General features: G+C 50.4%; 1 protein-coding gene (only partly in view). It reads right to left on the bottom strand.

Annotation, left to right across the window (positions count from 1 at the left end; genetic code table 11):
- Nucleotides 1–15,553, bottom strand: the 5' end (the start) of a protein-coding gene (locus Enr17x_RS25175; RefSeq protein ID WP_145312537.1) for a Calx-beta domain-containing protein. The gene continues 17,909 nt to the left of window position 1, outside the view; 15,553 of the gene's 33,462 nt are visible here — the first part of the coding sequence; the start codon lies at nucleotides 15,551–15,553; its stop codon lies off the left edge, out of view.

Genomic DNA, 15,553 nt, shown 5'->3' with positions numbered 1-15,553 from the left:
GGATGGCCGCGTCATCACTTGTGATTGTGCCTGTTGCCTGAGAGTCAGCCAGCGTGACATTCAATCCCCCCGCCTGCAGGTTCGACAGGTTGACCAGGAAGTTTTCATCCAGTTCGACTGTGGAATCATCCGTCAGAGTGACGGAAATAGTTTGTGTTTCACCGGCGGTACCGGTGAAGTTGAGTGTCCCGGAACCGGCTGTGTAATCGGAACCCGCAACGGCAGTTCCGTCTGCGGTAGACCAGTCAACGGCGAGACCTCCCTGCACTGCTTCATCCAGCGTGACCGTGAAGGTGGCAGTTCCCGCACTTTCATTCACGGTGATGTCAGCAATGAAGAGACTGGCGCTGTCGTCGTTGGTAATCGTGCCGGTTCCACTACGCGCAAATCCGACATCCAGAATCTGCAAAGTACCTGCATCAGCCACATAGGCAATTCCATCAACAACATGCAGATCAAAGGCAAGACCAGGAGTATTAAAGACGCTCAATTGCGAGATGTTAGCGGGATCACTGATATCCAAAATACGCAAACCGGTAGAACCATCAGCCAGATAGGCAAGGTCACCGTCTATCTGAACTTTCCATGTTTCACCAGCTGTGTCAAAGAATCCGAGTTCACTGATATTGGCCGGATCACTGACATCCAGAACACGCAGACCATTATTGTTGTCAGTCACATACGCTCGCGTTCCTGCGACGGTAACTCCATAGGCATGACCGAGCATGCTGGTATACCCGCCCAGTTCACTGATGTTGGCGGGATCACTGATATCCAAGACCTGAAGGCCACCAGTTCCACTTACGACATAAGCAAGGTCTCCAACGACCTGAAGATCCCAGGCGTCTCCAAGCGTATTAAAGGATCCCAGCTCGGTAATGGTCCCTGGGCTACTGATATCCAGGATACGAAAACCACCATCATAATCAGCCAGATAGGCGCGACTTCCCTCGATCTGTAAACTCCACGCATTCCCGGGCGTATCAAAGAAGCCCAGTTCGGTGATACTGCCTGGACTGCTGACATCCAAGACACGTAAACCACTCTGGCCATCAGCCAGATAGGCAATATCTCCGACAACCTGCACACTACTGGAAAAGCCGGCCGTATCATAAAACCCGAGTTCAATCACATTGCCGGGATCGCTGATATCCAGTACACGCAGGCCCCGATTGTCGTCTGCGACATAAGCGATATTTCCAACAATATGAACTGCCTTAACACTTCCAAGGGTATTGAAAGAGCCGAGTCCAGTAATATTGGCTGGTGCAAAACTATATTGAACATCCCGGCCGCTTGACTGCAGGTTGGACAGATCCACAAAGAACTGTTCATCGGCTTCGACTGTCGTATCACCGATCACCTCAACGGTAATGGTGGTCGAAGTCTGGCCCGCCAGAATGGTGGCAGTACCGCTGATGGGGGTGAAGTCAGCAGCACCGGCAGTATTACCCACGACCGTATAAACAACCGTCATATCGGCGTCGGCAGGATTGTCGATCGAAACCGTGAATGTAAACTGCGTGGTGCCAGAATCTCCTTCGGCTTGAGTCACATCACCAATGTTAAGCGTGGCGCTATCGTCATTGGAAATGGTGCCAGTTGCCTGAGAATCCGCCAGCGTGACATTCAGTCCCCCCGCCTGCAGGTTCGACAAGTTGATGAGGAAGTTTTCATCCAGTTCGACCGTTGAATCATCGGTCAGAGTGACGGTGATGGTCTGTGTTTCGCCGGCGGTACCGGTGAAGTTGAGCGTACCGGAACCAGCAGAATAATCGGAACCCGCAACGGCGGTCCCGTCTGCGGTAGACCAGTCAACGGCGATGCCTCCCTGCACTGCATCATCCAGCGTGACTGTGAAGGTGGCGGTTCCCGCACCTTCATTCACGGTGACATCAGCGATTGAAAGGCTCGCGCTGTCGTCGTTGGTGATTGTGCCGGTGGCTTGAGCAAGTTTTACATTACTAACATCCAGAACTCGGAAACCACCGAACGAGTCAGAAAAGTAAGCAACATTATCGAAGGCTTCAACAGAATAAGCCTTTCCAGCTGCATTAACGAATCCAATTTCAGAGATATTGGCAGGATCACTAATATCTAATACTTGAAGTCCAGTATTATAGTCAACTACAAAGGCAGTATTTCCTACGACGTCGACACTAAGTACGTAGTCAAGTGTGTCAAAGAAACCGAGCTCGGTAATGTTGGCAGGATCACTGATATCCAACACACGCAGCCCCTTGGAATGGGCAGCAACGTAGGCAGTGTTCCCAATGATATCTATGCCTTGAGCTGAACCAGATATGACAAAGAATCCCATTTCTGTGATGTTGGTCGGGTCACTGATATCTAATACGCGGAGGCCTTGGTTCTGGCCGGCAACATAAGCAATATCGCCAATGATCTGTAAATCATTGGCAGGAAATGAGTCAATGAATGCAATTTCGGTAATATTTGCCAGATCACTAATATCTAACACGCGGAGTCCGCCACCATTGTCAGCAACATAGGCAATATCTCCAACCACCTGCATCGTATAGGAAGAACCAGGTGTGTCAAAGAAACCCAGTTCCGTTATATTCTCTGGGGCACTGACATCTAATACTCGGAGGCCACCGCCACCGTCAGCCACATAGGCAATATTTCCAATAACCTGTACGTCTTTCGCAAATCCAGGTGTGTCAAAGAATCCTTGTTCCGTGATATTTTCTGGATCACTGACATCTAATACCCGAAGACCACTGGCACCGGCAGCCACATAGGCAATATTTCCGATGATTTGCACACCGTCATTTCTACTATGTGTGTCAAAGGATCCAAGCTGTGTGATGTTATCAGATGCTACATAAAATTGAACATCGCGTCCATTAGTCTGGAGATTCGACCACTTGACATAAAACTGTTCGTCAAATTCGACCGTGTTATCACCTGTGACATTAATAGTAATTGTCGTCGAAGTCTGTCCTGCCAGAATTGTGGCAGTACCGCTGACAGGAGTGAAGTCTGAGGCATCAGCAGAATCGCTGACCGTAATATAATCAAATGTAATATCCGTATCAGAGGGGTTACTTAAGGAAACAGTGAATGTAAAGGGGGTTGCACTCGAAGTTCCTTCTGCTTGCGTCACATCATCAATCACAATGACTCCGCTGTCATCATTGGTAATCGTGCCTGCTGCACCTTGTATAAAGCTGACATCTAATATTTGTAAGCCATACTCCATACCTGCTAAATAGGCACTCCCTCCGATAACCTGTATTTCATAGGCTGATCCCGGAGACTCAAAAGAGTCACGTTGAATGATATTAGTCGGATCACTGATATCCAAAACAAGAAGACGATTTGAAGAATTAGAACCAAAAGAAGAGTCAACAAGATAAGCAGTATTCCCAATAATCTCCATACTCAACGCAGTGTTTACAGCACCAAAGAAACCGAGTTCAGTGATGTTGGAAGGAGTGCTGATGTCCAAAATATGGAGACCGGTGTTATCAACAAGATAGGCATAATTGCCGACAATCTGTACGTCTCTTGCAAAGCTGCCTGTCTCAAAAATACCAATTTCAGTAATACTGGCAGGATTACTGATGTCTAAAACACGGATGCCACTGTCACCATCAGCCAAATAAGCGAAATTGCCAACTATATCTACATCTAAGGTGTATGAATCATAACCCGGAATGTCAAAAAATCCGAGCTCTGTAACGTTAGTCGGATCACCGATGTCTAAAACACGTAGACCATCTAATTTGTTAGCCACATAAGCAATGTTTCCAACGATCTTTACTCTTGTCGGTGCATTGGACGTATCATAAAAATCCAATTCCAAAATATCCGTTGGATCGCTGATGTCGAATAACCGAAGACCTGTAAAACTTCTGTCACTCACATAAGCAATAGTTCCAACGACCTCGACATGAGACGCATCATAAGGGATGTCAGAGAAACCTAATTCAGAAACATTTGTCGGATCGCTAATGTCCAAAATACGCAGACCTTCCGAACCAGCAGCCACGTAAGCAATATTTCCAACGATTTTGACGTCAAATGCCGTACCAAATGAGTCAAAGATTCCCAGGTCACTTATGTATGCGGGCACATCGTTGAACTGAATATCACGACCGTTACTTTGAAGGTTTGACCACTCTACCAAGAACCGCTCGTCCAGTTCGATTGTGTTATCGCCTGTGACATCGACAGTAATTGTCGTTGATGATTGCCCCGCAGCAATCGTTGCAGTACCGCTCACCGGGGTGAAATCTGTGGCGTCAGCGGAATCACTAACGGTCGTATAATCAAACGTGATATCTGCATCGGAAAGATTGTCGATCGAAACGGTAAATGTAAACAGCGTGGTGCCAGAATCCCCTTCAGCTTGGGTGACATTGCCCATCGAAAGCGTAGCGCTGTCGTTGTTGGAAATAGTACCGGTTGCCTGAGAGTCAGCCAGCGTGACATTCAATCCCCCCGCCTGCAGGTTGGACAGATCCACAAAGAACTGCTCATCCGCTTCGACGATATTGTCCCCTGAGACATCAACGCTAATGGTGGTCGAAGTCTGTCCCGCCAGAATGGTGGCAGTGCCGCTGATCGGGTTAAAGTCAGACGCGTCTGCAGTACCACTGACCGTTGTATAATCGACGGTGATATCGACATCGGCAGGGTTATCGATCGAAATTGTGAAGGTGAACTGCGTGGTGCCGGAATCTCCTTCGGACTGAGTCACATCACCAATGGAAACAACAGCACTGTCATCATTGGAAATCGTACCGGTTGCCTGGTCATCGGCCAGTGTGACGTTTAACCCCCCCGCTTGCAGATTCGTCAGGTTGACCAGGAAATTCGTATCCAGTTCGACGATAGAATCATCAGTCAGAGAGACAGTGATGGTCTGTGTTTCTCCCGCGGTACCGGTGAAATTCAGTGTGCCGGAACCAGCCGTGTAATCGGTGTCTGCCAGTGCGGTTCCATCCAGGGTTGACCAGTCGACGGTCACTCCCCCTTGAACCGCCTGGTCCAGAGTCACAGTAAACGTGGCGGTTCCTGCACCTTCATTGACGGTCAGATCAGCAATGGAAAGGCTCGCACTGTCACTATCTGTCACAGTTGCGCTCGCCTGTGTCTGGCCGAGGATAATTGCCTGCCCTCCAGTGACGAGATTGCTTAGGTTAACCAGCAGCGTTTCATCGGATTCCACAACCGCATCATCAGTCAGGTAAACAGTAATCGTCTGGGTTTCCCCGGCTGCGGTTCCGGCAAAGTTCAAGGTGCCGCTGGTAGCAGTGTAATCGCTGCCCGCGACCGCGGTACCATCAGCGGTCGCAAAGTCCACCGAAAAGGCACTGCCGACCGCCCGGCTGGATGAGACGTTGAACGTTGCCGTGCCTGCAGCTTCATCGATCGTGACATCGGAGATTGCAACTTCACCGGCCTTTTCAATGCGAAAAGCTTCTGCCAGCACATTTCCGTTAGTGGCATTATCGGAAATCGTCACGGTCAAGGTTCCATTTTCAGCCACCTCAAAAAAACCGAGATCCTGCCAGTAGACTCCGTCATCATAGACATTCTGGATCAATGATTGCTGGTTAATGGTAGTGTTAACAGTACCACCCACTGCTCCCGTAATTGTTGTCGGAATATTGGTTGCCCGAAGGCCATAAGGAACCCAGTTGCCCGAGAGGCGATAGGTGCCAGCTGCAAGATTACTGAATGCCCAGGATGAGGTGTTCGCTCCCGTTCCAAATCCGTCGACATACGAATAATCGTTCTGGTAGAAGGTTGGGTTTCCGCCATAGGTATACCAGGAACCGGTCTGGCTGAAGCCGGCATCACCGTTGTCAATAATCTTCACATGATCATCGTTGATAATGATCCCTGTTGCCCAGAGCGTTGACTGATCGGCGCCGTCAAAAATGATGTTGTCTAAATAATCGGCGGCAAGGGGAGTCGCGGTGCCAATATCACTGTAGATGGTGCTTCTGGGAAAAGCGAACTTGAAGGATTCATGGTTTTCGATTTTTGTATCACCATTGGTGGCATACTGGAATGAGGCAGAAGTTGCACCGGCTGCAATGGTTCCCCAGTAGCCAATGTGTGGATTGGAAAAATCTCCATCTGCTTCAGTGGCAGTGTCATCCAATGCACGCCCCCAGATATGAAAATCAACGTCCAGTGGATTGGAAATATTGACCACAAAATTGAATGTCTTCGTTCCACTGTCACCCTCCAGTTCGGCTACGGTTGGATTGAGCAGTGTCACAAAGGTTGTATCATCATTCAAAATCGTGGCCGTAACCTGAGTCGCTTCGAGTGCAACATTGATGATTCCTGACGCTTGAACATTCGATAAATTAACCAGGAAAGTTTCGTCACGTTCGACTGTCGTATCACTATTCAACGTGACTGTGATCGTTTTGGTTTCACCAGCCGTTCCTGTAAAATTGAGCGTGCCACTGTTAGCGGTATAGTCAGAGCCGGCAATCGCAGTACCGTTGGCGGTGGCAAAGTCAACTGAGAACGCAGACCCTGTTGCCATGCTGGAAGTGACAGTGAAAGTCGCAGTCCCCGCATCTTCATCGACGCTGACATCGCTCACTGATAAAACGCTGTCGACTTTTTCAATCCGCATGGCGTCTGCCATCACATAACCGTCGGCATTTTCATTGGCCACGGTAACGGTAATGGTGCCGTTTTCATCAACCGTGAAGAAGCCCAGGTCCTGCCAGTCAACTCCACCATCACTGACATCGCTTGACCGGTATTGCTGGTTGATGATCTGAGTATGCGGGCCGCCTTCAATACCAGAGACGGTAAACTCAGTATTGGTAGCCCGGTTAGTATGAGGAGTCCAGAAACCAGAAATACGATAGGTTCCTTGCGTCAAATTATCAAAGCTCCAACTAGCAGATTCTCCCGGATGTGATCCTGGATCCAAGTGGTAATTATCATCATTATATTGTCCTGGAACGCTACCATAAGTCCAACCAGCACCAATGGTTGAAAAACCGGATTCACCGTCGTCGATGATCCGTGTGTAAGCAGAATTGGAAACATAGAAGCCGCCGGTCGTACCAGCCCCTGAAAGATTAGAAGCGTGTGCTTCCAATGGATTTCCGCTTTGGCCGACCGAACCGTAAGCATTCAGAATAGTCGCTCCCGCGAAGATGTCAGACCGGATGTCACCGTTGTCCAGAATCGAACCGCTCGTCGAATTTACGGTCACAGTTCCCGATGAAATCAAGCTTGTGACGTAAATATGCCCATCGGCGTCTAAATCAATATCACCAGAACTGGTATAGATGTATGCGCTTTCATACAGATAAATATACCCACCATTGTTGCCCACACTATTGTCAGCTGTGATAGTGATGTTTCCGGAAGCCGAATTGATTGATCTGCTGCCCCCCATTAAAAAATCGTCTTCAACCACTGCAATAATATCACCAGACTGGCTATTTACATCTGTGCCATAAATAAAGGAGCCATAATTATTAGCTCCTCCTGTTCCACCATCAGCATTAATCGTGATTGTGGCTGTTCCGGTTGATGAAATCGTACCGTTTGTGGTTAAGACGCCAAAATGGTTTCCCCCGCTCCCGGATCCACCAGTACCGGAAATGATAATGTCTCCCTCAACACTGGAAATCAGATCGTGTTCCAGCACAGAGGCCCAGAGACTGACACCGTAGTTTCTCTCACCTGTGCTTGAAGTTCCGCCCTGTCCAGTAACTAGTATCTGTCCCGAATTACCGGTGACGGAAGTTTCATACAAGAGCACACCATGACTTGTGCCTCCCCCGCCTACTCCACCGGTTCCATCAATTGTGATCGCAGCTGTCCCGGTTGAAGTCACTTGAGAGTCGCGCAGGTTCACACCATGATTTTCGGTCATTGAGCCGCTGCCTCCCAGACCCGTCAGAGAGATTGCACCATCAATCGTACTGATGGACGAATTAGTAACAGCGTAGAGTCCGTAATTTGAAGAATCCCCGATACTTCCGGTGCCATTCAACGTGATCGACGCAGCGTTGACACCAGTTCCAGAGGAAATAATGTCGGCATCGTTCAGCTCAATTCCAGTACCGGCAGAACCTGTACTATTTTCTGAAATACCTGTTACCGAGATATTCCCGTCAATACTGCTGACTATCGAATCGCCACCAATCTTGACGCCGAGACCTAGAGTGTTGCTGCTGCCTGACGTACCGGCAATGGTGACAGTAGCCGCATCTAATCCCACTCCCGTCGAAATTACCTGAACTCCGCTTTCGAGATAAGTGCCAAGATTGGCTCCTCCCGAACCATTTCCCCCTTGGCCCGTCAGAGAGATTGCTCCATCCACACTCGACACAAGCGAATTATTGACCACAAAAAGCCCGAAATTATTTCCTGTTCCGATACCCCCTGTCCCGTCAATTGTGATCGTCGCAGCATCAGTGCCGGTCCCGGAAGATGAAACTTCAGCACCGTTTATTACGACACCAACATACCCTTCGCCGGAACCACCACTGCCTCCCTGTCCTGAGATCGAGATATCACCATCAACGCTGGTTATACTGGTTGCCTCCCCTGCAAGATTCACTCCATAACCCCAATTGGTACTTGTGCCTCCTGTTCCATTGATTGTGATCACCGCGGCACTTGCTCCAATGCCAGACGATGTAATCACCGTATCATTCAGGGTTACACCGATATTTCCAGCGCCACTTCCATTACCTGCAATCCCTGACAAAAGAATATCGCCAGTTCCGGTCGACTGAATCGTGGCGTCATCAGCTTCAATGCCTTTGAAGTCCCCGGCAGTCGCGCCGCCGTCATTGGCCAATAAGGTGATTCCTCCATCGACGGTCGTCAGACTGCTGCCAGTGTTGAGTAAAATATTACGGCTGGCGGTCAGGGAGATAACACCTGAGGTTGAACTGATGCCGCTGTCAACGGTGATGGTCTGTGCGGCGACCGTCAGGTCGCTGGCTCCCATCGCAGTCAAGTTGGTCTGGAAGGTGACATCGTCATCCGTATCGCCGGTGATTGTCAGATCGCCGGCATTCAGGCTATCCAGCCCCGCAATATTAATCACATCAGTACCACTGCCGCTGCTGGTCTTGACCGTAACTGCCCCGGTTCCCACGTAGGCCACTGCAGCTCCCAGCGTCGAATCGATCAGCGACAGGCCGTCGTCTGCGGTACCATCGTCAGAGACCGTGATCGTTTCCGTAGCACCCAGGAAGTCAAATACGCGATTGGTTACATCCAGATTGTCGGCGAGAGAGCCGGTGCTCGTATAATTGATTAACTGACCGTCGATCGAAATAACACCGGCAGTATCACTATTTAAGGTATGTGTCACCGTCGTCAGCGAACCGGCATAGCTGCCAGACTCTAATATGATTGAACCACCGTCGGCTTCGCCATCAAAGTTGATGTTCTCGACGGGGAATGGCAGGCCATTACTCAGATCGACAGTGAAGGTATCGGCGCCCGCATCACCGTTGATATTGAGTTCCACTACTTCAGTCAGCAGATCAGAGAATGCGAGCGAAGCACCATTCCAGACTTCCAGCGTCACACCATCCGCGTTCAACTGCACCAGAAAATCATCTGCAGTGGCGGTGCCGTCGATGGTGACACTGTCCTCATCGATGATCGTCGCCATTCCCTGGGAGTCCGTCAACAGGGCATTGCCACTGGTGACAAGGTTACTCAGATTGACGAAAAATGTTTCATCGGACTCGATAACGTATTCATCAGTGAGAGAGACGGTAATCGTCTGAGTTTCGCCAGCGGTACCGGTGAAGTTCAATGTTCCTGAGCCCGCTGTGTAATCGGAACCGGCGGTTGCCGTGCCATCGGCGGTGGACCAGTCGACACTCAGGCCTCCCTGAACGGCTTCACCCAGTGTGACTGTAAATGAAGCTGTCCCTGCATCCTCATCCACGCTGACATCATTCACCCTGATCGGGCTGCCGACTTTTTCAAGACGGATGGCATCGGCAATGACTAAACCATCAGGCAGTTCGTTGGCCAGGGTAACGGTAATGGCGCCATTGGCGTCGACCGTGTAATAACCCAGATCTTGCCAGTCAAATCCTGCATCAGTGACGTCAGCCGAACGGTTTTGTTGATTTACGATTTGTGAACTCGGACCGCCTTCAATTCCCGAGACAGTAAATTCGGTATTCGTCGCTCGATTAGCACCTGTTCTCCAAAATGCTGAGATGCGGTAGGTTCCGGAAACCAGATCGCTGAATTCCCAACTCGAAGTGAGATCGGGATATGCTCCCGAAGTAACGTACAGTGTGTCTCCCTGATAGTACGGACTGGATGAAGTAAATGTACCCCACTCATCTGATGTCGTAGAATGCCCGGCATCACCATCGTCGATGATTTGTTTATAGACCGAGTTGTTCACATAGAAACCACTGGTAGCACTGCTTCCTGAAAGATTTACGACGTTGGCATACAGAGGATCTCCACTCGTGCCGACCGAACCGTAAGCATTCAGGATCGCTGTTTCTGCAAAGACTTTCGGAATATCAACCGTGTTGGACAGCATCGGGCCGGTTGCGGAATCAACGGTCACCGTTCCCCCTGCCATCAGGCTGCCCACATAGATTTCGCTGTGGGCATCGATGTCAATATTACCCTGAATCGCTCTGAATACCGATCCGCTATTCATGTGGAAGGAACCGGTACTGTTTCCATTTAAATAGTTACTGGTAAACTCGAGGTCGCCAGATTTAGATTCCACCCGGCTATCATGATAAAACAACATTCTCCCATCAGAAATGATCGAGATGTCAGCCACATCACTGCTGATCACCGATTGATTTTGTGTCATAAAGCCATCGATGTACGAAGTCCCGTTCCCGCCAGATCCATGAATGTTGATCTCAGCTGCATCCACGCCGGTTCCGGTTGACATCACCGTCGAGCTGTTAAGGCGTACTCCCTGATTTTGGTAACCGGTGCCGTTGCCACCTCCCTGTCCGAGGAGTGTAATATCGCCATCTATCGAGCTGATCCCAGAGTCAGCTATCACGATGCCACGCTGGAAATCGTTTCCACCGCCCCCTGTACCATCAATGGTAATCGTCCCCGTACCGGTGGACGTAATCTGGGAACTGTTCTTTATATTGACTCCATAGTTTGTCGAGGAACCGGAAGTACCGCCTGCCTGACCATCGATATTGAGATTTGCATTGTCGATGGTGACAGTCGTATTGCCTAAGATCACGCCATCACTTTCAGAGAGTGAACCACTACCCCCTTGTCCGATCAGCGTAATATCACCTTCGTTACTGGAAAGCGTACTGACATTAAACCGAAGTCCGCTGGTCCACTGTGTTCCAGCTCCCCCTGTCCCATTGATGTAAATGATACCTGCATCAACGCTGGTGCTGCTGGATGAAATGGCACTGGAAACCAGGTTGATTCCGTAATTATTGTCATCTGTCCCATCCGCCCCATATCCGGTAATCGAAATGTCACCAGATCCTGTTGTCGCAATCGTTGTGTTATTCGATTTGACCCCGACAAATTGACCAGTCGTATTACCGCCATCATTGGCCAGTAATGTGATCCCCCCGTCAACCGTGGTCAGGCTGCTGCCATCAGCCAGGAAAATATTGCGGCTGGCGGTCAGGGATATTTCACCTGTTGTTGAAGAAACGCCACTGACCACCGTGATGGTCTGCGCGGTGACTGTCAGATCGCTGGTTCCCAGATCCGTGTCGTTCGTTTGGAACCGTACTTCATCATCGGTGTCACCGGTGATAGTGAAGTTTCCAGTATTAAGACTATCCAGGCCTTCTAAGTTGATCGCATCCGTGCCACTACCAGTCGTGGTTGAAATCATGACGGCAGAAGCGGTGCCTGCAAACGTGATCGCAGCGCCCAGTGTGGAATCGATACTGGAGAGTCCATCGTTATTGGTTCCTGAATCGGAGAGTGTAATTGTCTCGGCACCGCCTTGGAAATCAAACGCACGATTGGTGCTCTCCAGATTGTCGGTGACGGATTCCGCTCCCGTGTAATTGATAACCTGACCATCAATGTTCATGCTGCCCGCAGAGTTACTGCTGAGGGTATGCGCGATTGTGGTAAAGGAACCGGCATAGCTGCCAGGATCCAGTACGATCGATCCGCCATCGGCTTCGCCATCAAAGTTGATGTTACCGACGGGGAATGGCAGGCCGTTACTCAGATCAACCGTGAGCGTGTCAACGCCGGCGCCACCGTTGATATTAATTTCCGTGATATTGGCCAGTAAACCTGAATGCATGAGGGTCGTGCCGTTCCAGATTTCCAGCGTCACACCATCCGCGTTCAGTTGCATCTGGAACTCGTCGGTTGCGGAAGTGCCATCGACGGTGACGACCGGTCCATCACTGCCCGCAATCGTAGCCTGTCCCTGATTTACAATGGTGATATCGGCTGTGGGATGCTGTGCATTGCTCAGATTGACGAGCAATGATTCCAGTTGTTCATCTGTAGCATCGTCAGTGATTGCCACAGTAATGGTCTGGGTTTCGCCATCGGTTGTCCCTGTGAAATTCAACGTACCGCTGGTTGCGGTATAGTCAGAGCCGGCGACCGCAGTACCATCTGCGGTTGCATAGTCCACAGTAAATGCACCACCAACAGCTTTGCTGGAAGTAACGGTGAACGTGGCGGTTCCTGCATCTTCACTGACACTCACATCAGAGATGGTAAGTGCGGTGTCATATTTCTCAAGCCGCATCGCTTGCGCATAAATCGTACCATTGACTAAGTTGTCGCTGATAGAGACAGTCAATGTTCCATCCTGGGCGACTTCAAAATAACCCAGGTCTTGCCAGCCTACGCCATCGTCCGTAACGTCAGAATCCAAGGTGATCATGTCAAACGTTCCGTTGGCCGTCCCTCCCACAATTCCTGATACTGAATAGGGCACATTATCCGCACGATCAATACCTTGAAGCCAATGAGTCGATAAGCGATAGGTCCCCGCAGACAAGTCAGAAAAAGCCCAACTTGCTGTATTTGAACCGTTAGCAGCGCTGCCACCATCGAGAATATAATAGGCATCATTTTGATAGTATCCAGACCAGTTATAATGGATCCAGTCTGGACCAGAAATGCTAAAGCCGGCATCACCGTCATCAATGATCTTTACGGTGTCATCGTTCAGAATCGTGCCGTTCCCAGTGCCATCGCCAATCGCGATTCTAGCGGAATTAGTGGCCCCATTATATTTCGGATCGGAGAGTATCACAGTAAAGATTTCGTCGTTTTCCAACACACTGTCATCGGTGATATTCACGGTGACCGTCGCTGAAGTCTGTCCGGCAACAATTGTGACCAGCTGATTGCTGATCGGAGTCAGGTCACCTGCTCCCGCAGAGCCATACGCAGTACTGGCCAGGACGGTCACGTTCTGATCGGTGGCATGGTCGATACTCACGGTAAAGCTGAAGGTACCGTCTTCATTGGCCGTTACATCACTGATGGAAAACAGTTCGCGGTTGTTGATATGAACGTCACTGATTCCCGAGACAGCCGTATGGGCATCCATCTGGGTGGTCAAAGCATTGCCTGAGGTACCAATGGAGCCAGCGGCAGCAAGAGCCGCTGTACCAGCGGTGATATCCATCCAAGTATCATCGTTGTCCAGGATCGAGCCGGACGTCGAATCGATGGTCACAGTTCCCGTCGTCGAAATGCGCGTGATGGAAATATCTCCATCCGCATCGATGTCGATATCTCCACTGTCGGTAAGAAAGGAGGTAGTATTATTCATGGACAGCGTACCAACATTGCTGGCATTGGAATAATTGACATCGACCGTAATATCTCCCGAAGTCGATGTAATCGCGCTATTGGTACTGATGAAGAAGTTACCATCCGAGATCACAGAAATGTCTCCAGCAACACTGCTGGTATTGGCCTGGCCACTCGCATAAATGCCCTGGTTGTAGGAAGCGCCCGCTCCCGCTGTACCGTGAATGCTGATATCGGCAGCATCAGCGCCGGTCCCCGTCGAGGAAATCGTGGTGTCTGTTCCCAGTACAATCCCTTCATTATCACTGCCAGCAACGCCCCCTTGTCCCGTTCCAGTAAGGGAAATGTCACCATCAACACTGGACAGTGAAAAAAGAGCAGTTCGGATACCACGGATGATGCTAATACCGTCTCCCCCGGTTCCAGCCAGCGTGATGGTCGCAGCATTCACCCCGGTACCAGTCGAACTGATGTTGGCGTCGTAGAGATACAGGCCGTTGTGATTGTCTCCCGTTCCATCACCGCCTCCCTGGCCGGCCAGAGAGATTGCGCCATCAACGCTTTCAATTGAAGCGTCAATCAACAGGATCCCAGTTTGATAAGCAGCGGCCGTTCCTCCGGTTCCCTCCAGCGTGATCGTTCCTGCAGAGGCGCCGGTTGCAGTGGATTCGATGGAGGTTCCACCGTGCAAATAAATTCCATCCCCGTTTTCGCCATAACCGGTCAGTGAGAGATTCCCGGTCCCCGTGGACTGAATCGTCGCGTTGTTGGCATCGATGCCGATAAAGGTTCCCGCAGCGGTCCCGCCATTATTGGCCAGCAATGTGATACCCCCATCCACGGTGGTCAGGCTGCTGCCGGAATTGAGCAGGATGTTTTCACTGGCGGTCAGAGAAATCGCTCCTGTTGTAGAAGCAATCCCACTATTGACAGTGATGGTTTGCCCGCTGACGGTCAGGTCGTTGGCTCCCATGGTTGTTGTATTGGTCAGGAACGTCACATCATCGTCACTGTCGCCGGTAATGGTGAAGTCGGCTGCGTTCAGACTGTCGAGTCCGGTGACGTTAATCGCATCAGTGCCATTGCCGGAGTCGGTTAACAGGCTGACGACAGAAGCCGTGTTTGCAAACGTGATCGCAGCACCGAGAGTGGAATCAACGCTGGAGATGCCATCGCTGCTCGTGCCAGAGTCAGAGAGAGTGACCGTTTCCGCGGCACCCAGGAAATCGAACACCCGATTGGTGACATCCAGATTATCGGAGAGGGAGCTTGTGCTTGTGTAATTGATCAACTGACCGTCGATGGAAATGCTGCCGACTGTATTACTACTTAAGCTATGCGTCACGGTGGTCAGCGAACCGGCGTAGCTGCCCGATTCCAGTACAATCGAACCGCCATCGGCTTCGCCATCAAGGTTGATATCCCCTACCGGAAACGGCAGACCATTGCTGAGATCGACCGTGAATGTATCAGCGCCTGCACCACCGTTGATGTTGAGCTCTGCCACTTCCGTCAGCAGGTCGGAGAACGCGAGCGAAGCGCCGTTCCAGACTTCCAGCGTCACGCCATCTGCATTCATCTGCAACTGGAAATCATCGGCGCCTGCGGTACCGTTGATGTCAATAATTTGTGCTGTGAGAAGCGTCCGGTCTTCCAGAAGATCCACGGTTGTTGTAAGCCGGTTCTGTTGGATCGCCTGCCATTGTTTTCGCATAGCTCTACGAGTACGAGAATTGTAACGGGGACGACGACGGACACGAGAAACCAAAGCACTGAGCCAATTGGATATAAGCAC

Origin of the sequence: Gimesia fumaroli (assembly GCF_007754425.1) — a bacterium.
Taxonomy (GTDB): Bacteria; Planctomycetota; Planctomycetia; order Planctomycetales; family Planctomycetaceae; genus Gimesia; species Gimesia fumaroli.
Note: the sequence above shows the minus strand (reverse complement) of the source record. Positions and strands in the feature narration are given on the sequence as shown.